This is a genomic window from Sphingobacterium zeae (genome assembly GCF_030818895.1).
GTDB classification, from domain to species: domain Bacteria; phylum Bacteroidota; class Bacteroidia; order Sphingobacteriales; family Sphingobacteriaceae; genus Sphingobacterium; species Sphingobacterium zeae.
In genome coordinates this window covers 1,283,607-1,307,866 of sequence record NZ_JAUTBA010000001.1, presented here as the reverse complement: position 1 = coordinate 1,307,866, position 24,260 = coordinate 1,283,607, and the positions used below count along the sequence as shown (strand labels likewise).

25 protein-coding genes are annotated in these 24,260 nt (G+C 38.4%); 7 read left to right on the top strand and 18 right to left on the bottom strand.

Annotation, left to right across the window (positions count from 1 at the left end; all coding sequences use genetic code 11):
- Positions 1 to 12: 12 nt before the first annotated feature.
- From QE382_RS05330 to QE382_RS05310, 5 genes are all read left to right on the top strand, one after another.
- The gene (locus tag QE382_RS05330; protein ID WP_028070596.1) at positions 13 to 390 is read left to right on the top strand and encodes an START-like domain-containing protein; all 378 of its coding nucleotides are present in this window, start codon (positions 13 to 15) and stop codon (positions 388 to 390) included.
- 101 nt (positions 391 to 491) lie between these two features.
- Positions 492 to 1,976 carry an LptF/LptG family permease gene (locus QE382_RS05325; RefSeq protein WP_307184989.1) on the top strand — a complete coding sequence of 495 codons (1,485 nt, stop codon included), beginning with the start codon at positions 492 to 494 and terminating at the stop codon, positions 1,974 to 1,976.
- A gap of 71 nt (positions 1,977 to 2,047) precedes the next feature.
- Positions 2,048 to 3,262, top strand: a complete 1,215-nt coding sequence (locus tag QE382_RS05320) for a bifunctional 3,4-dihydroxy-2-butanone-4-phosphate synthase/GTP cyclohydrolase II (protein WP_307184988.1) — start codon at positions 2,048 to 2,050, stop codon at positions 3,260 to 3,262.
- A gap of 134 nt (positions 3,263 to 3,396) precedes the next feature.
- On the top strand, positions 3,397 to 3,792 hold the full coding sequence (locus tag QE382_RS05315; protein WP_307184987.1) for a thiol-disulfide oxidoreductase DCC family protein: 396 nt from the start codon (positions 3,397 to 3,399) through the stop codon (positions 3,790 to 3,792).
- A gap of 76 nt (positions 3,793 to 3,868) precedes the next feature.
- Positions 3,869 to 5,302, top strand: coding sequence for an NAD-dependent succinate-semialdehyde dehydrogenase (locus tag QE382_RS05310; protein WP_307184986.1), 1,434 nt, complete (start codon positions 3,869 to 3,871; stop codon positions 5,300 to 5,302).
- A 22-nt stretch (positions 5,303 to 5,324) separates the two neighbouring features.
- Here the strand turns inward: QE382_RS05310 and QE382_RS05305 are convergent, their stop codons facing one another.
- The 6 genes from QE382_RS05305 to QE382_RS05280 form a co-directional block, all read right to left on the bottom strand.
- Positions 5,325 to 6,218: a proline and serine-rich protein 1 family protein gene (locus tag QE382_RS05305; RefSeq protein WP_307184985.1), complete on the bottom strand. Its 894-nt coding sequence runs from the start codon at positions 6,216 to 6,218 to the stop codon at positions 5,325 to 5,327.
- A gap of 64 nt (positions 6,219 to 6,282) precedes the next feature.
- The gene (gene hemJ, locus QE382_RS05300) at positions 6,283 to 6,834 is read right to left on the bottom strand and encodes a protoporphyrinogen oxidase HemJ (RefSeq protein WP_307184984.1); all 552 of its coding nucleotides are present in this window, start codon (positions 6,832 to 6,834) and stop codon (positions 6,283 to 6,285) included.
- Positions 6,835 to 7,002: 168 nt separating this feature from the next.
- Positions 7,003 to 8,040: a uroporphyrinogen decarboxylase gene (gene hemE, locus QE382_RS05295; protein ID WP_307184983.1), complete on the bottom strand. Its 1,038-nt coding sequence runs from the start codon at positions 8,038 to 8,040 to the stop codon at positions 7,003 to 7,005.
- Entirely contained in the window at positions 8,040 to 8,558 is a 519-nt protein-coding gene (locus QE382_RS05290) for a tetratricopeptide repeat protein (RefSeq protein WP_307184982.1), read from the bottom strand. Before QE382_RS05290 ends, hemE begins: the two co-directional genes overlap by 1 nt.
- 10 nt (positions 8,559 to 8,568) lie before the next feature.
- Positions 8,569 to 9,276 (bottom strand): response regulator transcription factor, encoded by a 708-nt coding sequence (locus QE382_RS05285; protein ID WP_070563139.1) that lies wholly within the window; start codon positions 9,274 to 9,276, stop codon positions 8,569 to 8,571.
- Positions 9,266 to 10,141: a sensor histidine kinase gene (locus QE382_RS05280; protein ID WP_307184981.1), complete on the bottom strand. Its 876-nt coding sequence runs from the start codon at positions 10,139 to 10,141 to the stop codon at positions 9,266 to 9,268. The genes QE382_RS05285 and QE382_RS05280 overlap by 11 nt, the downstream gene beginning before the upstream one ends.
- 202 nt (positions 10,142 to 10,343) lie before the next feature.
- Between QE382_RS05280 and QE382_RS05275 the strand changes: the two genes are divergently transcribed.
- Entirely contained in the window at positions 10,344 to 11,048 is a 705-nt protein-coding gene (locus QE382_RS05275; protein WP_307184980.1) for a YjjG family noncanonical pyrimidine nucleotidase, read from the top strand.
- A gap of 32 nt (positions 11,049 to 11,080) precedes the next feature.
- On the opposite strand, the gene QE382_RS05270 is transcribed toward QE382_RS05275, so the two are convergent.
- The 3 genes from QE382_RS05270 to QE382_RS05260 all read right to left on the bottom strand — a co-directional run bounded on the left by QE382_RS05270 (position 11,081) and on the right by QE382_RS05260 (position 14,793).
- Complete coding sequence (locus QE382_RS05270; RefSeq protein WP_307184979.1) at positions 11,081 to 11,890, bottom strand: 3-keto-disaccharide hydrolase; 810 nt, start codon at positions 11,888 to 11,890, stop codon at positions 11,081 to 11,083.
- Positions 11,891 to 11,956: 66 nt separating this feature from the next.
- Positions 11,957 to 14,407, bottom strand: coding sequence for a TonB-dependent receptor (locus QE382_RS05265; protein WP_307184978.1), 2,451 nt, complete (start codon positions 14,405 to 14,407; stop codon positions 11,957 to 11,959).
- A gap of 104 nt (positions 14,408 to 14,511) precedes the next feature.
- Entirely contained in the window at positions 14,512 to 14,793 is a 282-nt protein-coding gene (locus tag QE382_RS05260; protein WP_209581393.1) for an ATP-dependent Clp protease adaptor ClpS, read from the bottom strand.
- A gap of 78 nt (positions 14,794 to 14,871) precedes the next feature.
- On the opposite strand from QE382_RS05260, the gene QE382_RS05255 reads away from it, so the two are divergent.
- Complete coding sequence (locus QE382_RS05255; RefSeq protein WP_307184977.1) at positions 14,872 to 15,918, top strand: 3-oxoacyl-ACP synthase III family protein; 1,047 nt, start codon at positions 14,872 to 14,874, stop codon at positions 15,916 to 15,918.
- Between the two features lie 71 nt (positions 15,919 to 15,989).
- Here QE382_RS05255 and atpG read toward each other — a convergent pair whose 3' ends face one another.
- From atpG to QE382_RS05210, 9 genes are all read right to left on the bottom strand, one after another.
- Positions 15,990 to 16,889, bottom strand: coding sequence for an ATP synthase F1 subunit gamma (gene atpG, locus QE382_RS05250; RefSeq protein ID WP_307184976.1), 900 nt, complete (start codon positions 16,887 to 16,889; stop codon positions 15,990 to 15,992).
- Between the two features lie 77 nt (positions 16,890 to 16,966).
- On the bottom strand, positions 16,967 to 18,541 hold the full coding sequence (atpA, locus tag QE382_RS05245; protein WP_075994168.1) for a F0F1 ATP synthase subunit alpha: 1,575 nt from the start codon (positions 18,539 to 18,541) through the stop codon (positions 16,967 to 16,969).
- Between the two features lie 54 nt (positions 18,542 to 18,595).
- Positions 18,596 to 19,138, bottom strand: a complete 543-nt coding sequence (gene atpH / locus QE382_RS05240) for an ATP synthase F1 subunit delta (protein ID WP_307184975.1) — start codon at positions 19,136 to 19,138, stop codon at positions 18,596 to 18,598.
- A gap of 29 nt (positions 19,139 to 19,167) precedes the next feature.
- Positions 19,168 to 19,668, bottom strand: a complete 501-nt coding sequence (locus QE382_RS05235) for a F0F1 ATP synthase subunit B (protein ID WP_209581373.1) — start codon at positions 19,666 to 19,668, stop codon at positions 19,168 to 19,170.
- Positions 19,669 to 19,764: 96 nt separating this feature from the next.
- The gene (gene atpE, locus QE382_RS05230) at positions 19,765 to 19,953 is read right to left on the bottom strand and encodes an ATP synthase F0 subunit C (RefSeq protein ID WP_021188666.1); all 189 of its coding nucleotides are present in this window, start codon (positions 19,951 to 19,953) and stop codon (positions 19,765 to 19,767) included.
- A gap of 34 nt (positions 19,954 to 19,987) precedes the next feature.
- On the bottom strand, positions 19,988 to 21,184 hold the full coding sequence (gene atpB / locus QE382_RS05225) for a F0F1 ATP synthase subunit A (protein ID WP_307184974.1): 1,197 nt from the start codon (positions 21,182 to 21,184) through the stop codon (positions 19,988 to 19,990).
- A 104-nt stretch (positions 21,185 to 21,288) separates the two neighbouring features.
- On the bottom strand, positions 21,289 to 21,675 hold the full coding sequence (locus QE382_RS05220) for a hypothetical protein (protein WP_307184973.1): 387 nt from the start codon (positions 21,673 to 21,675) through the stop codon (positions 21,289 to 21,291).
- Entirely contained in the window at positions 21,672 to 21,887 is a 216-nt protein-coding gene (locus tag QE382_RS05215; protein WP_307184972.1) for an AtpZ/AtpI family protein, read from the bottom strand. The genes QE382_RS05220 and QE382_RS05215 overlap by 4 nt, the downstream gene beginning before the upstream one ends.
- 83 nt (positions 21,888 to 21,970) lie before the next feature.
- Positions 21,971 to 24,196: a helix-turn-helix domain-containing protein gene (locus tag QE382_RS05210; RefSeq protein WP_307184971.1), complete on the bottom strand. Its 2,226-nt coding sequence runs from the start codon at positions 24,194 to 24,196 to the stop codon at positions 21,971 to 21,973.
- Positions 24,197 to 24,260: the final 64 nt, after the last annotated feature.

Below are 24,260 nucleotides of genomic sequence, written 5' to 3'. Positions count from 1 at the left end.
AAAAACATTTATATGGCAGATAAAATAAAATTCCAACTAGAATATATCATCAACTCTTCACCTAGAATTTTATTTCCGTATTTGCAAGAACCAAACGAATTGGCACAATGGTTTGCAGATGATGTAAACTATAAAGACACCGTTTATACTTTCATTTGGGATGATGAACCACACCGAGCAAAAATTGTAGCATCGAAAGAAAATAAATCCGTACGCTTTAAATGGCTCGATGATGATCCCTATTATTTCGATCTGGAGATCGACCAAGATGAACTAACAAATGATGTTGCACTTAAAATTACTGATTTCGCTAAGGAAGAAGATCTTGAAAACAGAAAATTAATTTGGAAAAATTCAATAGTCTACCTCCAGAGTGTTATAGGTGCATAAAAAAGCCTATCTTTGCAATATAATCCACCAAGGACTCCTAGGGGAGTTCTTTGGTGTAGAGATGCCTTAATGCAAAGGCATCGATTTGCTTAGCGTCACGGATGAAAAAAGTTCATTTACTTATTCTTCAAGCTTTCATAAAACCATTTATTGTCACATTTTTTATTGTGATGTTTGTGCTATTGATGCTTTTTCTATTCAAGTATATAGATGATTTGATTGGAAAAGGCTTCGAATGGTACACGATCATGGAGTTAATTGGCTATCAATGCGTTGTTCAAATTCAAATGGCAATGCCCTTATCCATGTTACTCTCCTCCATTATGACATTTGGAAATCTCGGTGAAAGCTATGAATTGGTTGCTATTAAGGCTGCCGGCGTATCTTTGCGCAAGGCGATGACTCCGCTATTTGTACTCGTCGCAATTTTCGCAACAAGTTCTTTTCTTTTCTCCGACTATATCCTTCCTGTAGTGAATCTGAAAATGGGGACATTACTTACAGATGTACGTAATAAAAAGGCCGATTTCCTTATCAAACCCGGAATATTTAACAATACTATCCCAGGTTATTCCATCCGCGCTCGAGGAAAAAACAAAGCGGGAACAATTCTCTACGACTTGATGATCTACGATCACCGCGGTGGCAATACGGCCAATAATGTACTTATGGCAAAAGAAGGCTATATCTACAATTCTCCCGACAACAATTATATGATTCTTAAACTTAAGGATGGTATACGTTACGAGGAAGCGCGGACTAAAAACTCCAAAACCTACGATCCACGTCAGCAATTTACGCGATTTAAATTCAAAGAAACTGAGCAAAAGTTTGATATGGGAAGCTTTCAACAAGGTAAAACAGATGAAAACCTCTTCAAGAGCCACCATGCCATGTTAAATTTGAAACAGTTGGACATGTATATCGACTCGAACCATATTAAGTTAGATAGTATGGGAAAAGCAATTTCCCGGACATTAGATACGCGCTATAATATTTACTCGAAATATTTTAGTGCCAATCAACCTGGACAGCCCAAGGTCAAAGAAGCTAAAATCAAGCCTTTTAAAAATCTGATTACCGATCTTGTACCTCAAGAACAACGTTCACAGGTCACTATGAATGCACTAAACCAGTTGAATTATCTGAAGGAAGATCTGAATGGCCGTACACTTGAGTTTAAAGATTATAAGTCGAAAGATATCCGCTATCGCATTGAGTGGCATCGCAAGTTTACCCTTGCTGTCTCCTGTCTTTTATTGTTTGCCATCGGAGCTCCGCTTGGGGCCATTATCAGAAAGGGAGGGCTTGGTCTTCCTGTAGTTATGGCCATTATATTCTTTCTGATTTATCATATAATTTCTACGGTAGCAGAAAAAACGGCGAAAGATGGCGCGATATCATCAGGTATGGGGATGTGGATGGCAATCATTGTCTTAACACCACTTGCTGCTTTTCTAACGTACAAATCGACAACAGACTCCGCTTTATTTGATATTGATCAATACAAGTTAAAAATAGAGGCCGCGTGGAGATGGGTGAAAGAAAAGTTTTCAAAAAAGAATAATTTAAAAGAATCACATTAGATTGTGACAGGGTTATTATAAATAAATTTAGATTCTACACTAACTTTGTACCAATTACAATATATCAATAAATGGATTTCAAATTAAACACGATCGAAGAAGCGATCGCTGATATACAAGCAGGAAAAGTAGTAATCGTAGTGGATGACGAAGACCGCGAAAATGAAGGAGACTTTGTCACTGCTGCCCGCAATGCCACTCCTGAAATCATAAACTTTATGGCCACTCACGGTCGCGGATTGGTATGTGCTCCGATAACAAAAGAAAGAGCAGATGCATTACACCTTGATCTCATGGTAGGACAGAATACAGCGGTATACGAAACTAACTTTACTGTTTCAATTGACCTACAGGGATATGGTTGTACTACAGGAATTTCTGCGTCAGACCGTTCGAAAACAATTAAAGCAATGATTGATCCTAATATTCATTACGAAGAATTAGGTAGACCAGGTCATATTTTTCCCTTAATAGCAAAAGATGGCGGCGTGTTACGTCGTACTGGCCATACTGAGGCTACAGTTGATCTGGCTCGATTAGCAGGGTTTGAACCTGCAGGTGTATTGGTTGAGATTTTAAAAGAAGATGGCGAAATGGCTAGGCTTCCCGAACTTATGGAAGTTGCTAAAAAATTCGATTTAAAGATCGTAAGTATTGAAGATCTAATTGAGTACCGCCTCAAACACGACTCTCTAATCAATGAAGAAGTCACCGTTAATATGCCAACACAATATGGTGATTTTAAAATGAAAGCTTTTACGCAGAAAGATACAGGCGAACAGCATTTAGCGCTTTACAAAGGCGACTGGAATGAAGATGAGCCTATTTTAGTACGTGTACATAGTTCTTGTGTTACAGGAGATATATTTGGGTCTTGCCGATGCGATTGTGGCCCGCAGCTGCACAGAGCAATGGAAATGATCCAGCAGGAAGGTAAAGGTGTCATCGTGTACATGAATCAGGAAGGTCGAGGTATTGGACTAATCAATAAACTACACGCATATAAATTGCAAGAAAATGGATTAGATACAGTAGATGCCAATGTACAGTTAGGATTTAAGGCAGATTTAAGAGACTACGGCGTAGGTGCACAGATTCTAAGAAATCTGGGGGTCACAAAAATGCGCCTCATGTCAAACAATCCTACAAAACGTGCTGGTTTGGTGGGCTATGGCCTTGAAATTGTAGAAAATGTACCTATTGAAATAACGGCAAATCCATTTAACGAAGAATATCTAAAAACCAAACGTGATCGTATGGGGCATACGATCATGAAAAATTTATAAAAACGATTTCGAAAAAGCGGTGTCTCAAAAAGCACCGCTTTTTTCACATTTATACGCCCCTATCATAGTAACTTTTTCCTTTTTTATGATCCTTCCATGGCAGTACTCTCAATAAATAGCAGTAAATTCATCGTATGGAACAACAAAGAAAACATATCATCTTTTTTGATGGGGATTGCTTGATTTGTAATCGCTTTGTTCAAAAACTATTAAGAATGGATCGTAAAAAAAAATTCTTATTTAGTTCCCTGCAGTCCGAATTTAGTAGCGCCACGCTGAAAAACATTCCTAAAAACATTGATTCAATCGTTTATTTATCTCCTGAAGGTAGCTTTATCAAAAGTGAAGCTGTTCTCAAAATCATTAAGCAATTGGGTTTTCCCTACACCATATGTTATTTACTGAAAATTTTACCGATTGCATGGAGAGACGCGCTTTATGACTATTTTGCGAAGAACCGTTATCAATGGTTTGGAAAAAATGAGTCGTGTAGGATACCTTCAAAAGCCGAAAGAGAAAGGTTCATTTGAATGAGAAATAAATTATTGAACAGAATTTCAGTTTGAGGTGTTTAAACTATACTTGGAACAATAAAAATTTACATCGATGAAAAATAAACTTTTAATTGAGAGTGCTTATATCAATGGGAAATTTATTACATCAAAGCACACTTTTGACGTAATAAATCCTGCTACAGGAAAAGTTATCGCTTCATTACCCGATTTGAAAGTGGCAGATTGCAGTAAGGCAATAGATGCTGCTGACAAAGCTTGGAAAAGCTGGAAAAATACAACTGTAGTGGAACGTTCTGAAATCGTCCGTAAATGGTACAATCTTATTCAAGAGCATAAGGACGATCTTGCAGAAATCATGACGTTGGAAAGTGGGAAACCACTAAGCGAATCTAAGGTAGAAGTGGATTATGGCAGTTCTTTCGTAGCGTGGTTCTCAGAAGAAGCAAAAAGAGCCTATGGTGAAACGATACCTTCCCAGAAAAAAGGAAGCAGGATGATGACAATTAAACAAGGTGTAGGTGTAGTCGCGGCAATTACCCCCTGGAATTTCCCCATAGCGATGGTGACCCGAAAAGTAGCCCCTGCGTTGGCCGCTGGTTGTACAGTGATTCTCAAACCAGCTTCACAAACACCGTTTTCAGCGATTGCATTAGCGAAACTTGCTGAAGAGGCAGGCGTTCCCAAGGGAGTGTTTAATGTCATTACAGGAAGGGATAGCGCTGGGATAGGAAGGGAGTTAGCCACGAACAGTCTGGTGAGAAAACTTTCTTTCACAGGATCTACCGAAGTAGGAAAAACACTTATAGAACAATCAGCCTCGAACATCAAAAAAGTATCAATGGAGCTTGGCGGTAATGCCCCATTCCTAGTTTTTAACGATGCCGATATTGATGCTGCAGTAGAAGGCGCTCTCGCCGGTAAATTTAGAAATTCCGGACAGACATGTGTATCTATTAATAGATTTCTTGTTCAAGAAGATGTTTACGATGAGTTTTCAATGAAACTTACCCAGGCCGTTAGTAAACTAAAGGTTGGCAATGGGCTTGATAAAAATGTGCAGGTAGGCCCGCTAATCAATGCAAAAGGCTTAGAAAAAGTACAACATCATGTCCAAGATGCTCTAAATCATGGAGCCGAATTGGCTACTGGAGGCAACGTAATCAAAGGCTTATTTTTCCAGCCCACTGTACTGACCAATATTCCAAAAGAAGCAGTTATATTCAGGGAGGAGACGTTTGGCCCAATCTGTGCCCTTTTCAGCTTTAAAACAGAAGAAGATGGCATAGCGATGGCCAACAATACTGAATTTGGTCTCGCCTCTTATTTCTATAGTACAAATGTCAATCGCTGTTTCCGGGTAGCTGAACAACTTGAAGCCGGTATGGTTGGTGTTAATACCGGTCTTATTTCAAATGCAGCTGCACCATTTGGTGGGGTAAAACAATCAGGAGTCGGTCGAGAAGGATCGAAACATGGCTTAGATGAATATATGGAATTAAAATATATTTGTTTCGGGGGAGAATAAAAAAGGAGCAAATTGCTCCTTTTTATTTCTTTAGAAAATCCAAAAGCTTTTCACGGGTTGAACTAAATGATAAGGCATCCCCTACTTTCTCATAATTCTGCTTGTCCAAACAAGTTGGATAAGCATATTTAGCAAAGGTGAGCTTATTATCATCCCGTATAAACAATTCCATTAAGTCGGCAATTTCAGCAATACGAAGTTGCATGTTTTGTAACTCACGAGCAGCTAACGCGAGTTTATCCTGATCATTTTCTTTCTGATTCAATAGGTCATTCAATCGGTTAGAATCTGTTTTAAGGAATACTTCTTTATCCAGTTGACCATTTCCTTCATCTTTAGCATTGCCATGAGGACGATCTATACCATTACGATAAATTTTGAATTCCTCCGGCTGCCTCTGTTGATTATTGCTTCTTTCATGATCATAGCCATCCCGATTATAGGTCGGTGAATCGTCACGACTTTCCAATTGTCTATAAGGCTCATCATACTGTTCGTCTTTAGCTCTATTCTGATTATCGTAAAGTAAATTGTTACGATAACTACTATTACCATAACGATCAATAGGTTGCATGGATTCTAAAATAATCCCCTTATTTCCTCTTCTGTTACTGACAGAAAACACAACGTCCATAAATTGCCCATTTCTATCGACAAGTTGTATTCCGGTACCATTTAATATGCGGCGCTGCCGATCGGCAAACACGATACGCAAATTATAACGCCTATTCTTCAAATGAGATACTTTGACATCGCTTGAAGCTCTATTGTTATACAAAATGTCATTAATATAAAGAAAAAAGGGTACATCTGTAGAGTAGATATTTAATGTACCACCCAAAGGCCTGTATCTTTGCGCAAAACCTGCTAGTGCTACAATAAGCAACAAGAGCATAACTAAAATTTTTCTATACATAATCCTATTCTATTTATCATCTTTCGACTCTCAAGAATTACAAAGGATTAAGAAAGTATAGAATTTAACCTTTTCGCCCAACATTCTTGGTTCGATACTTTTTATAAAGCTTTACAGCCATCATCAGCGCAATTGATAAAATTAACAGTCCCAAAACGCCAAATATCCAATTCAAGGCCGATTTTAAAACTACTGTGAAAACAATCGCAAATAATAAAACTGTAGCGAGTTCATTCCATAGCCTCAATTTTGTTGAAGACCAATTGGACGACTCACTTTGTAATTGAAACATAATCCGCTGGCAGGAGAAATGATAAAGTATCAACCCTAAAACGAACGTAAGCTTAACATGCATCCAGCCCATCTTCAGCAAACCCGGATTCATATAAAGCATAACAATTGCTGCAATTACAGTGAGGTACATGGCTGGAGTGGCTATAATCCACCACAACTTACTTTCCATTACAGTGAACTGCCTATGCAAAATTCCATATTCTTCCGCAGGCCTAGATTTAGCTTCCGTATGGTAGATGAATAGTCGGACAATATAGAACAATCCAGCCATCCAACACACTACAAAGATTATATGAACAGCTTTTGCATATAAATAGATCATAATTACAAAATTAAGAAAAGTTGGGAGCAATTGTCACTGGCAGCTATGATTTGTATAAATCTTACATCCAATATACAAAAGTAAAATATCCTTGAGTGAGGTCAGACCTGGCGCAAAAAAAAACGACTCGCTTTCGCAAGTCGTTCTATATATTTTAAGTGGGCATACTCAATAGCGAAATTCTTTCACTACTTCAATGGCATATTTTACATTATCAAATGGAATATCTGGCATAATACCATGCCCCAAGTTAAAGATAAAACCGTTTTCACCTCGCATACGTTCAAAGAGTTCTGTAATCTTCCTTTTAATTACGGCCTTATCAGCATACAAAACAAATGGATCTAAATTTCCTTGGACAGCGATACCCTGTGGTAGGGATTGTTTTATATTTTTTAAATCTGCATTCCAATCAATAGATATCACATCAGGTTGCGCTTCGACCATCATCGGTGCAAAAACAGACGATCCCTTGCAAAATGAAATAACTGGAATGTCTTGACGATTTAATCTTGAGATAATCTGTTTATTATAATAATGTGAGAAATCACGGTAATCATTCCATGATAGGGCCAAAGCCCAACTATCAAATAATTGAATCGCATTAACGCCTGCATCGATCTGCATGTTCAAATAGTCAACAGTAACATCGGCAATCTTTTGAAGAATCATATGTGCCAACTCGGGCTGATTATTCAACATCAATTTTGTTAACTTAAAATCTTTTGAAGATCCACCTTCCACCAAATAACTTAAAATTGTAAACGGTGCTCCTGCAAATCCAATCAAAGGAATACGCCTATCAAGACGTTGCTGAATTACCCTTATGGCATCAGCTACATATTGCAATCTATCCAGACAATTAACAGATAAAGCTTCTGCATCCTTTACAGAACGAATAGGATTAGAAAAACGAGGTCCTACAACTTGTTCAAAGGAAAGATCGCCGCCCATTGCTTCGGCGGTCACTAAAATATCAGAAAATAAGATAGCAGCGTCAATACCCAATAAATCAACTGGAAGCATAGTGACATCAGCAGCGATTTCGGGTGTTTTGCACATTTCCAGAAAGGAATATTTATTCTTGATATCCCAATATTCTTTCATAAAGCGCCCGGCTTGACGCATCATCCACACAGGAGGTCTCTCTGTCTGCTGCGAGAATGCAGCCCTAATCAATAAGTCGTTTTGTAAAGTAGTACTCACTATAAATGTTTTGAAATTTCGTTTTGTATTTTTGTAATAATGCTGTTCTGTCTAGCCGTCAGATGCAATTTATTGGCCACATCTGTATACGCTCTGGCTCTTTCGTAATCAAATTTTCTAAGTGCTATGTTTGCTAGATTAATCATAACCATGCCCTTTTCATTATCTTTTTTCCAAGGCAGACGTGATGCTAACTGGAAATGATATTCCGCTTCATCGACACGTTCTTCTTTCAGCGCAATATTTCCCATCATAAATTCATAGAAATTACGCCTACCTTTCCGCAGCGCATCGGGGTTCTTAATTTCAGCCAACAATTTTTTTGCTTTCTCATAATCTTGTCTGTGAAAAGCCTGTGTTGCCAGGAAAACAGACCCTTCTCTGAAATGGCTCCAAATCAAATAGCCTATTCCACCAGCTATCAATACAGCGGTCTGATAATGGCCATGATATATTCCGTAGCCCAGAAATAATGCAGCGATAAAAATAACGGCTATTCTAGCCTTAATTGTCATCATCTCTTATTACCTAGGCATTATTGTCGGTAAACTTATAACCAACACCACGGATAGAATGAAAATAAATTGGGTGTTTCTGATCAGGCTCGAAATATTTCCGGAAGGTCAAAATAAAATTATCGATCGTCCGTGTAGATGGGTAAACATCATAGTTCCACACGGTCTCCAATATTTGCTCCCTTGATACCGCCTCATTACGTCTTTCAATCAACAGCTTTAACAACATTGTTTCCTTTTTCGTTAAAGAGGTTATCGTACCATCCGCATGATGCAGTTCATACGAATTGAAATAGATCGTTTTATCTCCTATTTGATACGAATTTAGTTCTTTCAAATCATCAGGCTTCATGCCACGACGAACTAAATTTCCAACACGCAGAATCAACTCTTCTAAGTTGAAAGGTTTCACCAAATAGTCATCTGCTCCTTTCTTAAGACCGGTAATCCGATCCTCACTGCTATTTTTGGCAGTTAAAAACATAATAGGAACTTCTGTATTTTGCAATCGAATAGTTTCAGCAACTTGAAATCCATCAATTTCCGGAATCATCACATCCAAGACAACCAAGTTGAAACGCTCCTCCTTGAAGACTTTTAGTGCTTTTTTTCCATCGGTAGCCGTAGTGACACGGTAACCTTCCATTTCGAGATTCAACTTGATAGCTTCTAACAAGTGTTCTTCATCTTCGACAAGTAATATTCTTTGTTTACTTTGCATTTCTTTCAAATGTTACTTCAAAAATACTCCCTTTAGGAGTGTTATCTTTAACTTTAATGATCGCGTCGTGTTTCTGCAACACGGTTTTCACGATATATAACCCCAAACCTGTGCCTTTGGTTTTCCGCGTAGCCTCACTGCCCACCCGATAAAACTTATTAAAGATAAGCTTTTTCTCTTCATCGCTGATACCAATACCATGGTCAGCAACAGAAAAAATTATTTTATTTTGCTCCGTATATAATTTCACATCCACCATTGCACATGCGGGTGAATACTTAATCGCATTTTCAATCAGGTTAGTCACCACATTACTAATCGCAAACTTATCAGCATGAATAACAATATCTGCTTCCAAATAAGGTTTCAAAACTTGTGAACTACACGAATTCTTTTGCAGCCTGTCAACGATCTGTTCTACCAAAGAAGTAAAATTAAAATCCTCTTTCGGCATACTATAATTACGGCTATCCAATTTGGTGGTCATTAGCACATTTTCCACTAAATCATCCAAACGCTCGATATCCTTTAGTGAATTACGCAAGAATGTCTGCTGTTGTTCCTTATCCAAATCGCGCCTCAAAATCGTTTGAATATACAGTTTGACAGAAGCTAAAGGCGATTTCAATTCATGTGTAATGGCTAAAAGAAAGTTTTGCTGCTGTTGCAATAATTTCTGCTCTCTTTCCACCAGTCGTTTTAGTCGCCATGCTCCCCATAGGAAAATAATTAGGAAGAAAATCCCTTCTCCAATGATCATGTTCTGCTTACTGGGGTCAAATCGAACGAACATCACGCCCCACCAGATCAATTGCATAACCGCATAAAACAATAGAAAATAAAAGAGTAACAGCGCTTTCTTCATGTGACAAAAATAACTATTCAACTAGGTATTCGGAAATATCCTAAGGATTATGACACAAAGAAGAAAATTAACCGATTCGCAACATTAATAAATCATCACAATACCCCTGATATCTCTTCGCTACAACAGGCTTTCTACCAATTTAAGCATTAAATAACGGGTACTCTTTCGTATTTCAGAGGATTTTACTTTAGTTTTGCATATGTTTAATCAGGGAAAAAAACACATTTTCTTCGATCTGGATCATACGATTTGGGATTTTGATAAAAATGCCGAAGAAACTCTTCACGAATTATATTTTAAATACAAGTTTGATCGCTTGTTCAATCAAGAGTCGTCCACCCGTTTTATAGAAACTTATACAATCAACAATCATCGGCTTTGGGGACTTTATCATCACGGAAAGATCACAAAACCGGAACTCAGAACGGCACGGTTTGCTGATACCTTTACACAACTCGGTGTGGATCCCAAATTGTTTCCTGAAGAATTCGAGTTAGAATATCTCGCTGTCTGTCCCCAAAAAACAAACCTGTTTCCCAACGCTCATGAAACGCTGGCTTATCTAGGTGACAGATATAATCTTCACTTAATCTCCAATGGTTTTAAAGAAGCATGTGAAACAAAATTGGAAAAAAGCGACTTAAAAAAGTATTTCAAACATATTTTTATTTCAGAGGTGGTCGGCATAAACAAACCAGATCCTCGAATATTTCAATTTGCCATGACGACAGCTTTTGCGCAACCTCAGCAGTCATTGATGATTGGGGACAACCTTGATGCGGATATCCGTGGCGCTGTAAATGTCGGGATGGACGCCATTTTCTTTAATCCTGGTAACATCGAAAAGCCGGAAGATGTTACGCATATGATTATCGATTTAAAAGAATTACAATCGATACTTTAAAAAATAAGAAAAGCAGCTTAAAGCTGCTTTTCTTATTTTAATACCTTTACCGTAATATTCTTAAACCATACATCATTTCCATGGTCCTGGAGACCAATAAGCCCTGACTTACTATCGCCACCAACATTGCTCAACAATTTAAAAGCCAAAGGCCACTTCTCTTCACTGAATTTACTTTTTTGCAACAAATCAATCCATGACTTATCCCACAATGTATATTCTACAACTTTTACATCATTCTGAAAATGCTCTACCTTTCCATTGTTGACTCTGATCTTAACCTTATTCCACTCGCCATAAGGTTTACCATTCTGCGGTTTGGCCGGGATCATATCGTATAGTGATGTGGATTTTCGATTTCCGTCAACACCCATTTTAGCATCAGGGTGGTTTTCATTATCTAAAACCTGACATTCTGGAGAAGAGATATAAATCGGTTGTCCCTCCACCTCCTTGGCTAAAAAGAAAATCCCCGAATTTGCCCCTTTAGCAACTTTCCATTCCATTTCTAATTCGAAATTTTTGAAATCATGAGCAAAAACTAAATCTCCTCCTTCTTCCTTTCCAAGATTAGCTTGGCTATCAAATTTGATCGCACCTTCATTAATTACCCATCTTTTAGGGACGACAGTCTTATCGTAGCCTCTCCAGCCGTCCATAGAAGTGCCATCAAAAATAACATAGGCTCCAGCCTTATTCTTTTTAAATTTCTTGATATCTACACGTGGTAAATCTAAGATTTTGTAAGCAGGAACCTCTTTTTTTGTTTGTCCTATGGCCGTATTAAGGTGTGCCGAAAAAGCAATCACCGATACCGCAAGAACTGTTTTTAATACCTTCATTCTTTTTAGTTTAAGTTTGTTTTAAAATTAAATTTAAGCATTTGGGATTATAAAGAGCAATATTTTTTAATATTCCTCTCCTTCCCCTACTTCATTTGTATTTGACACCCTCTTCTTTGATTTGTTTAAATCTTGGCTACCAAACCGGTAGGAAAGCGACAAAGTAAACATTCTCTTCATCCAACGGTGTTCAAAATTAGAACTCAATTGTGGTGTCTCAGTAAAGCCCTGCATTTTCCGAGTATTAAATACATCTCTAACATTGAACATAATAGATGCCTTCTTATTTAGCACATCTTTTTTCAACGCAACATCAACACCTTTCATAGCGTTCATCTTTCCTTGTGCCATCACCCTAGACGAGTTATATTCACCACGAACTTGAGCGGAAAACGTTGGCGTAAAACGATAATTAGCCGTTAAGTTCGTATTGTATGCAAAACCATTGGATGCTTTAACATTATAAGCCTCATTCGCTTTAAAATTGATATTGATCAGATTAAGATTGAATGTAAAATCAAAATCTTTAGTTGCATTGACTTTAGAGATAAATTCAAATCCGGAGAGATTTCTACTTGTCAAGTTCTCCCAACGGCTGTAGGTCACACTGCTCAAGGTGTCCACAAAATAAACATAAGGCTGCATCACCTCATTGGTATGATTGAAGTACGCAGAAGAAATCAAATTCACCTTACCGAAGGTTTTGGCAAAACTCAACTCAAAGCCGTGAACATCTTCAGGCTTCAAGTTGGGATTCCCCTGCCGTCTGTTCATGTCATCTGAAACGTTCAAGAATGGGTTGACTTGCCAGCCTCTCGCTCGCTGAACTCTTCTAGAATAGCTGAATTGGATTTTATCACCTTCATCACCAACATTGTATGTTAAAAATAAGGTTGGATATAGACGAAAGAAATCTTGACTGGCCTTAGTTTCCTTGTCGATAACGGTTGGATCTTTTGAAAAGTAAGTAGAATTTAAGTTAAATTGCTCAGCACGCAAACCTACTTGATAACCTATTTTATCCGATAGTTTCCCTTGGTAGTTGGCATATAAAGCATGAACAGTAGACGTAAAATCAAAATCATTACTGATGCCATAGTCTGGCAGATAACTACCACTAGCTACCGATAACGTATCCGAGAATTGAGTATCAAATGACTTTCTGATTTGCGAACGATAACCTGCCTCAAATTTACTATCTTCGGAAAAAGGGAGTACATAATCCGCTTGTATATTGATATTTTTACCGTCTTCCGAACTGACATTATTTCGGCCTGTGCTAGGTGTCCCAGAGCTAAACTCCTGTAAAAAAACATTTGTGCCATCTTCCTGATCGCGGCCATAGCTTGCATTAGCGGTCAGTTCTTCACCGGATCTCTTAAATTGATGTCTAAAATCCATTGTAAATTCATAGCCTAAATCATCCTCGAGTTGGCGAGAAGTTCTAGTGCTTGTGCCGGATAAGGTTGGGTGGTTAAAATAACGGTACCCTAAGTCCTCACCACGGTTATTATCCCTTATGCTCACATTACCGGAAAGGCTCAAGGAAGTCTTATCGGAAAGACTATAGTCCACACCAGCTTTTATCGTATGACTATTACCTTTTCTTGATGATTCCGAATTATTTGATATCTCACTATTGTTATTTTTAAATATATTATCAACGGCACCGCTTCCAACCATATGGCGTTTGTTGAAATTATAAGATCCAAAATAATTAAACTTTTTATCTCTATAATTTAAGGTCAGTCCCGCCATGTAGTTATCATAAGAACCTGCAGAAGTATTGATAGAACCATTTAATCCGGTTCTGATATTCTTCTTTAAAACGATATTGATGATCCCAGTCTGTCCCTCGGCGTCATATTTGGAAGAGGGATTAGTAATGACCTCAACTTTATCGATTGAATTAGCAGGTAGGCTTTGAAGCAAGGAAGTCACATCACTTCCAGCTAAAGCAGACTCACGTCCATCTATCAAAATTTTCACGCTACTCGACCCACGCAAACTGACCGATCCGTCCTGATCAACCTGTAGGGTTGGAACATTAGCTAATACATCTGTTGCAGTTCCGCCAGCACTGACCAAGCTTTCGCCTACATTGAACGTTTTACGGTCTATACCGATTTGCATGGCTGGAACCCTACCTTCAACAACCACTTCATTCAAGACATTCCCTATGGACTTCAATGCAATTCGGCCTAGATCTTTACTCTTGCCTCCTAAAACCTCTACAGCATCAATAGATTTTGTTTCGTAACCGACATAGGAAAAACGTATATTGTATTTACCGGGTTTAATATCAGACAACAAGAGAAATCCTTGGTCTACAGACTGTCCACCTTTCACAAAGGTATTATTTTTCGCGTCCATGAGTGCGGCACTCGCGGATAATATAGGCTTAGCGGTTGCGCTATCAACCAAAATAGCTTTAATTTGACCCGTTTGAGCAAAAAGAAAAACAGGTGAAAACAACAAAAATAAAAAAGATTTAAACGATTTAGCGTTAAACAACATGAGAGCTTCAGCTTAGTTTATAGTTATGATCTACAAAGAAAACTAAAACTTATAGACAAAACCGAAGCGTAACCATATTATTACGGTAACAAAAGAATGGCAAGTTATTCTACAGAGACAGTTAATCCTTCGGCTTTCAAAATTTTGCGATAAATTTCCATCTCCGTATAACTCCCTTCCAATACAGCACATTTTCCTTCCGTATGTACTTTCCAGGCAATCTTCTCAGCTTGCTTTTCGGTATATTGTAAATGATAAATCAAGCAGTGAATCACATGTTCAAACGTATTGGTTTCATCATTCCATAAAATAAGTCGATTAGACTCTTTGACGGAGGCTAAAATCTCTTCTAACGTAAAGGTTTCTTCAGCAGTTTGGGTACCCATGCTGCAAAAATAGAATATTTTTTTCTAAATTAACGACATTATAAAAGGGAAGAATACAATCAATTAGCAGATTTTATTATGTTACAGTCAAAAATTGCCGGAATTGGCTATTACGTTCCAAAAAACATCTATACCAATGACGATCTCACACGCTTTATGGATACCAGTGACGAATGGATCCAGGAACGAACAGGAATTAAAGAACGTAGATATGCCGACAGAATCGGCGAGACCACCACAACCATGGGAGTCGAAGCGGCTAAAATTGCTATAGAACGTGCACAAATTACCCCTCAGGATGTAGATTTTATCATCTTTGCAACACTATCACCAGATTATTATTTCCCGGGATGTGCGGTTTTACTACAACGGGAAATGGGGATGAATGAAGTTGGCGCACTGGATGTCAGAAACCAATGTTCGGGTTTTATATATGCCCTCTCTATAGCCGACCAATTTGTAAAAACAGGGATGTACAAAAATGTGTTGGTGGTCGGCTCAGAAAAACACTCTTTTGCCCTCGACTTTTCAACCAGGGGCCGAGCTGTTTCCGTCATTTTCGGCGATGGCGCGGGAGCAGTCGTCGTGCAACCAACAGCGGAAGATGGCAAAGGCATACTGAGTACACATTTACATTCAGACGGAGCAGAAGCTGAAAAGCTAGCCATGTACTACCCTGGCGCATCCAGCGGAATATGGCTGGATGAAATGCCCAAATGGCCTGAGCAGGAATTAGGCGGATTATTGATGACCAAAGAGATGCTCGAAGATGGAACTGCGTTTCCCAATATGGATGGACAGGCTGTTTTTAAGAAAGCTGTTGTCAAATTTCCGGAGGTCATCCATGAAGCGCTAGCAAAAAATAATTTAAAAACCAATGATATCGATTTATTGATTCCGCATCAGGCCAATCTTCGCATTTCGCAATTTGTACAGAAAACACTTGGATTAAGGGAAGATCAGGTATTCAACAATATTCAGAAATATGGCAATACCACTGCAGCCTCTGTACCGATAGCACTATGCGAGGCTTGGGAAGAAGGAAAAATTAAAAACGGTGATCTTATCTGTCTGGCCGCCTTTGGCGCAGGATTTACATGGGGTTCAGCCTTAATTCGATGGTAGAACATACAACCAATAAAAAAAGGGTGCTAATCGTATGATCAGCACCCTTTGTACGTTCTTCCAATGAATAACTATCCGTTTGATAAAGCAGCTGCCCCTGATACGATCTCTGTCAATTCTGTTGTAATTGCTGCTTGACGTGCCTGGTTGTAAGATAGCTTCAATGATTTTAATAAATCACCTGCATTTTCTGTCGCTTTATCCATCGCTGTCATACGTGCTCCATGCTCAGAAGCATTCGAGTCTGACACAGCTTTGTATAATTGAATCTTGATTGCTTTAGGAATCAACTCCTCGATAATCTTCTCTTTAGAAGGCTCGATGATATAATCCACCTCAGCCTCTATTTTTGCTTTATGCGTATGTTGTTTGTTTTCCTCCGCAGGTAATAATGGTAAAATCTGCTCTGCAGTCAACTCTTGAACTGCTGCATTTTTGAACTGATTATAAACCACTTCAACACGATCAAAATTACCTTCTTTGAATTGTTCCATGATAAATTCAGTTACCACGGATACAGAACCAAAATTTAAATCAGAAAACAAATCAGAGTGATTAGCTACCACATTAAAGTTACGCTTCGAAAAGAAATCATAACCCTTTTTACCAATACCAATGATACTCAAATTTCCTTTTGCATGTTGCTCGGCATATTTGTTAGCGATCAAGTTATTAGTTGCTTTGATAACATTTGCGTTGAATGCTCCAGCCAAACCTCTGTTAGAAGAAACAACAACGATCAACACCTTATTTGGCTCGCGATCCAGTGTAAAAGGAGAGTTACTTCCCTCAACACTCGCAGAAACATCCGCCAAAATATCTCTTAGTTTATTCGCATATGGTCGCAATTGTAAGATAGCGTTAGTAGCGCGCTTCAATTTAGCAGCCGAAACCATTTTCATAGCTTTCGTGATCTGCTGTGTTGATGATACCGAGGTAATCCGGTTTCTTACTTCTTTTAAATTTGCCATATTTGTTTTAAGTATTAAGTACCTAGTATTGAGTATCGAGCCTTAACGACAGACTCAATACCAAATACTCATTACTATTAATATTTTGATGCTAAATCCTTAGCTACTGTTTCTAATACTGCAGTTAATTCATCGGAGAACTTATTCGCTTTAAAAGCTGATAATACTTCTGGATGACGTTGCTCCAATTGAGTCAAGAATTCTTCTTCAAATTCTCGCACTTTATTCACAGGAACATTACGCAATAAACCTTTAGTTCCGATATAAATAATTGCCACTTGCTTCTCAACAGAAACCGGCGAATATTGACCTTGTTTCAAGATCTCAACGTTACGAACACCTTTATCCAAGACAGATTTAGTAGCAGCATCTAGATCAGAACCAAATTTAGCAAACGCTTCCAACTCACGGTACTGCGCTTGATCTAATTTTAAAGTACCCGATACTTTCTTCATCGGTTTGATCTGTGCGTTACCACCTACACGAGACACAGAGATACCTACGTTGATCGCTGGACGGATACCTGCGTTAAATAAGTTAGACTCCAAGAAGATCTGACCATCTGTAATTGAAATTACGTTGGTTGGGATATAAGCAGAAACGTCACCCGCTTGTGTTTCGATGATCGGAAGCGCAGTCAATGAACCACCACCTTTTACCAAATGTTTGATTGATTCTGGTAAATCGTTCATGTTGCGTGCGATATCATCTGACGAGTTGATTTTCGCTGCACGCTCCAACAAACGGCTGTGTAGATAAAATACGTCACCTGGGTACGCTTCGCGGCCCGGTGGACGACGCAATAACAAAGAAACCTCACGGTAAGCTACCGCTTGCTTAGACAAATCATCATAAACGATCAATGCCGGGCGACCTGTATCACGGAAAAACTCCCCGATAGCAGCACCTGCCATTGGCGCATAGAATTGAAGTGGAGCAGGATCAGCAGCAGATGCAGCAACAACTACTGTATAAGCCATAGCACCTCTTTCCTCCAATGTCCGCACAATATTCGCAACGGTAGAATTCTTTTGACCTACGGCAACGTAGATACAAAATACAGGTTCTCCTGCATCATAGAATTCTTTTTGGTTCAAGATTGTATCGATACAAACAGCTGTTTTACCTGTTTGACGGTCACCAATAACCAACTCACGTTGACCACGACCAACTGGGATCATCGCATCGATCGCTTTGATACCTGTTTGTAATGGCTCAGTTACCGGTTGACGGTAGATAACACCTGGAGCTTTACGCTCGATAGGCATTTCATACAAATCGCCTTGAATAGGTCCTTTACCATCGATTGGTTGACCTAGAGTATTTACAACACGGCCCAATAAGCCTTCACCAACTTTGATGGATGCAATACGGTTGGTACGTTTAATAGTATCTCCTTCTTTGATCTCATCAGAAGGACCTAAAAGTACAACACCAACATTGTCTTCTTCCAAGTTTAATACAATACCTTGTAATCCGTTATCAAATTCAACCAACTCACCGGACTGAACTTTAGTTAAGCCGTAAATACGAGCAATACCGTCACCCACAGCAAGTACGGTACCCACTTCCTCTAGTTCGGCTTCTGATTTAAAGCCCGACAATTGCTCTCTTAGAATTGCCGAAACTTCATCTGGTCTTACCTCTATCATTTTAATTATTATAAGGGGTTTTTTGATTTATTTTACTTCAAGTCTCAGAAAAAACTAATTATTCTGATTCAAATATCTTTCCAATTTATTCAACTTACCAGCAATACTTGCGTCAATCTGGCGATCGCCGATATTGACCACAAAACCACCGATCAAACTATGATCAACTTTATTGATCAATATCACTTGAGCATTGGTTTCTTTTGCAAGTACATCTTTCATCGCCGCCAAATTAGCTTCAGAAAGTGGTGCTGCAGATGTAACTGTAGCTTTCACAATTCCTTTTACCTCATTATACTCACGAATAAATTCTTGAGCAGTGGCATATACTATCTCACCACGACCTTTATTGATCATGATCTTAAAGAACGCCAAGATATTTGGATTGATCTTATCTTTAAATAGCGCATCCAATACGTTTTTCTTTTTGTCCAAAGGGACAATAGGATTGGCCAAAACAGCTTGCAATTCGGTACTGGATTTCAAAACCGCAATGAACGAATCCATATCGGTCTTGATTGTTTCCAGTGAGCCTTGCTCGCCTGCCAAGTCAATTAATGACTTCGCATATCTCGATGCTACTTTAAATACTGACATAATTCTATTTCGTAATTTGAGTGACCGGATTAGTTCAATTTAACGTCATTAAGCAAATCTGCTACTAAAGCTTCTTGCTTTCCTTGGTCCTCAAATTCTTTGTTTAACACCTTACGAGCAATATCCAAAGACAAAGAAGAAACCTGAGACTTAACCTCAGCCAAAGCTTTGTTCTTTTGTTCATTAATCTCTTCTTTCGCTTGAGCAATCATTTTTGCACCTTCAGCCTGCGCCTGAGTTTTTGCCTCAGCTACGATCTTATCTTTAAGCTCTTTTGCTTCCTTAAGGATAACGTCGCGTTCTGCGCGTGCTTCTTTCAATAATTGTTCGTTTTCATTTGTCAAACGAGCCATTTCCAATTTAGCTTTTTCAGCTGCCTCCAAAGCACTTGCAATACCTTTTTCGCGTTCGTCTAGGGCATCAACAATTGGTTTCCAAGCGTATTTACCTAATAAAAAGATAATAACTACAAGGACGATGACCATCCAAAAAAACAAACCGTACGAAAACGAATGTATTAATTTATCCATTGTTATACTATATAATGATAATTTTTATTTTTTAAGATTCAGGAATAATATAACCTGCAACCAACCGTTGCAGGTTATATCATAAAACCGTTGTGACTATTTACCTAATAATAAAGCACCGAATGCTAAACCTTCAAGTAAGGCACCAATGATAATCATTGCAGTTTGGATTTTAGATGCTGCTTCTGGTTGACGAGCGATAGCTTCCATTGCAGAACCACCAATTTTACCTAAACCTAAACCTGCACCGATAACGATTAAACCGGCTCCAATTAAATTGTACATAATGTATGATTTGAATAATTAAAAAATTTGCTAATTAATGATCGTGATGTTCTTCCACAGCCATACCGATAAATAAGGATGACAACATCGTAAAAATAAACGCTTGTAAAAAGGCAACCAATAATTCAATAACCATCAAGAAGATTGTCAAGAACATAGAAACACCTATACTACCCACTACTGTCAATTGGTGTTGCAATAAATAAACAATTGCAATCAATCCCATCACTACCGTGTGACCAGCTGTAATATTTGCAAACAAACGAACCATCAAAGAGAATGGCTTTGTGAACAACCCCAACACTTCAATTGGTGCCAAAACGAATTTAAATGGAACAGGAACACCCGGCATCCAGAAAATGTGTTTCCAATAGTTTGCGTTTGCTTTGATATTTACAATTAAAAAAGTAAAAAGAGCCAAACATAATGTTACTGTAATGTTACCGGTCACATTAAATCCTAGTGGTGTCAAACCAACCAAGTTCAAAATCCAGATCAAGAAAAATACAGACAATAAATAGGGCATAAATTCTTTATAACGATGACCAATGTTTGGAATTGCCATCTCATCACGCACATAGATAACCAAAGGCTCTAATACACGTCCTACACCTTTAGGTAAGTTGTTAGCACCCTTTTTATAGGTTTTAGCCAAACTTATAAATGCCCAAAACATTAAAAATGCAGCCAAAAATAAACCTACAACACTCTTTGTGATCGAGAAATCTAAAGGCATCGCTACAGTAGGATGAAAATCGACAGCATCATGAATTTCATGAGAACCGACAACATAAGAAGTTTCAAATTCCTTTTTCACTTCCTTTCCTTTCTCGTTTACAGTCATAACATAACTACCATCGGCATTTTTGCGGTATTCATGACCAGCTAAATTACCAGTAGCATCGGTCTTGTAAATTTTCCCATGGTATAATGCATAGTATTGACCATCAACCGCAGCAACCTTATTACCGTGATCAAATGCAGAAGCCATAAAAACTTTCAAGCCATTGTCAATCAAAATAACTGGCAATGAAAAGCCAAAATGTTTACCTGTCTCTTCATCGGAAAAGAAGCTAAAATAATAATCATCTTGTAAGTGATGCTCAATATGGCTATTGATTTCCTCAGCCTGCGATTTTTCTCCGTGTGCATGCTCATTGGCCTTTGTTAAAAATGGCGCAACTGCAAACAGAATAACTGCTAAAAATTGAAGTGTTCTTTTAAGACTCACGATACTACTATTATGTTATTTAAAATTTTTGCGAAAATACTACATATAAAGCACAAAAGCTACTCTAATATTACATTTTTTTGAAAAAACTATCGTTTCCTCCCCTAGGATTTGTTTAAAGCCTTATAAGCAAATCCTACATCGTAAAAAAGGAATAAAACGACAACGATCAAATAGTTATATTTTAAAATATCAGCCTGTGGTTTTGCCAACCCATTATGGATGTATACATAATTTAGGACAAACTTTAACGTCAATAATCCTAAAAAAACGAAACCGACATATTGTGGAAATTGCGTGGAAAAATAACTCACTCCTGCCATAATAATAATCGATAAAATCAATTGAAAAACATATATTTCATACAATGGAAAATGTAGATCGTCTAGATTTTGTATCCCATCAAAAGATTTTAACAAAAAGAAATGAAGGGCAAATACCAATACCGCAACAAAAAATAAAATAAGTGCCTGCTTTAAATATACTATCATCTATCGTTTAATCGATTCACTTGTCTAATGACTTGGTAGAGAGAAATCCCAATCCCAGCAAGGGTAAGGATTTTCATCCATAACTGGTTATCACTATCAAACTTGCCGTCCAACCAATCTCCTAATAAATAAAATACGTAAATGGTAAAAACCATCTGAGTAGAAATAGTTGTCAACACAAGCCACTTGTTAGGGTCTTTCTTGTCTTCCATAAGCAATCTTAAGGTTATCAATGGGCTCTCAACAAACTACATCACAATATTTGTTACAAATATACATCATAAATCCTTATTGCCTACAATCCCAAAACTTTTTGTCCAATTTTAATATCTGGGTAGTCTATATCTGTACCTAAAAGCATTTTAAGTTCAGAAGACGATTTATCCGGGTTTGTCCGAATCACATCAAGTATACGATCCAACTTCTCCTGCTCGATCAATTCTGTAGCCTCCACTTCGGTACCTACAAAGGTAATCAAATGTCCGTAAATCGTGCCTGCAACCATCCCGCGCTTACCTGCTATATCAGCGATGCTCATTCCATCCTTAAACATTTCTAAGGAAATCTCCTTTGTATCCAACTTCTTCGGCCCTTCTTCATCTGCACGTTGCGCAGCCAATTCATCTTTTTCTTTGGTCTTCACACTAGCGGCAACATCGAGCATCGCTGTTTGAAAATCTTCCCGTTTTGAAAGCGTATCAGCAATAAGTAGACAATGTTGCAACTGCTCGCGTTTTCGCTTGTAATCAAGCAATAATGCTTTTAACTCATCAATATATTTCTTCGTACGTTTTCGTATCTGGTACTCCTCAATATGTTTGGTTAAAGCCTCAATCAGATCTACATCCATTTTCGGTAAAAACCAATTGACCGCAGCAGTAGAACGTTCACAGATGACGTCATAATCGATTGCGTTTTTATCCCGCAACAAATCATACAGTACAACAATAAATTTATGTGCAACCTTCTCTTGGGTCTGAAGGTGCTTGACCAATTGTTGGAAAAATAATACGGCTTGTTCCTTTCCATCAATATTACGCTCTTCAAGTGATTTTAGCAACTCCGAAGTCTCGGCCAATAGCCCGTCCCAACGGAAACCGTGCATTAAAATCTGGCCAAGATAATTCCGTTGGCATTGCTCCAAAATCTCATTGACATCAGCCTGACCCTGAGCACGCTGCGCAAATTCGACCACTTGGTAATCGGTACGGATGGCATAAGAAGGGATAATGGATTTTAATACAAGTCCATCTAAACTCGTTAAACGGCTCAATGCAACGTACACCTGTCCAGCGGCAAACGAGGTCCCTGCGTCAATGATCGCTTTTTGAAAAGTTAAACCCTGACTTTTATGAATAGTGATAGCCCAAGCCAATCGAAGTGGAAATTGCGAAAATGTACCCAATATCTCCTCTTTAATCTGATCTTGCCCCTTATCGTAATTATACCGGATATTCTCCCAGGTCTCCCTTTTTACCGTTACAGATTCCGACCCATCAGGAAATGTAACCGTTACCGTGCCCTGCACCGTATCGATGTCCTTTACCGTACCGATCTTTCCATTGTAATATTTACGTTCATCACCGGAATCGTTGCGAATAAACATGACTTGTGCCCCTATTTTCAATGACAATGTTTCCTCTGCAGGATAGGAGCCCTGTGCAAAATCGTCCTTTACTACCGCTTTAAGATTTAACATTTTACCCGATAATGAGGCCAATTTAGCACCGTTTATTTCATCTGCATTTCGATTATGGGAGGTCAATGTAATATACTGCTCCTCTTCATTCGGAACAAAGTCCTGCTGATAGTAACCATTTAGGGTCTTGAGCATATCACTTGTACATTGATTGTTTCGTATCGCATTCAAAATGGAAATGAAGCCCTCATCTTGCTGACGATAGATCTTATTAAGCTCTAACATCACCAAAGGATTATCTCTCAATATCTTGGCATTGAAGAAGAAAACAGAAGAGTAATGATCTTTTAATACATTCCACTCCGCATCTTTCACGACAGGCGGCAGCTGGTACAAGTCTCCGATAAACAAAACCTGCAATCCCCCAAAAGGCCGCATATCGCGACGAACAGATTGCAAGATCACATTAATCGCATCCAATGTATCTGCGCGAACCATCGACACCTCGTCAATCACCAACAGTTCAAGTTCCTGCAAAATCGCCCGGCGTTGCTTCGTCAGTTTAATCGTGCTAAAGAGACGGGATTTATTGTAAATATGACTATCCTGCTCGTCCCACCGCAACTCATAATCTTCTATAAAAGTTCCAAAAGGAAGCCAAAACAAAGAGTGCAAAGTCGTTCCGCCGGCGTTCATCGCCGCAACCCCAGTAGGTGCGGTAATCGCCATCTTCTTGTAACTATGCTCCTTTATATACTTCAAGAACGTCGTTTTTCCAGTACCTGCCTTCCCTGTAATAAATACGTTTTGATTCGTTTGGTTAACGAAAGCAACAGCTTGCATAAATGCAGTATTTTCCCGATCGACTTGAAAGTTTGACATATCCTGAAATTAGATTGATCACAAAATTAGCAATTTCATTTTTAACTTTACCTCGCACATAGCA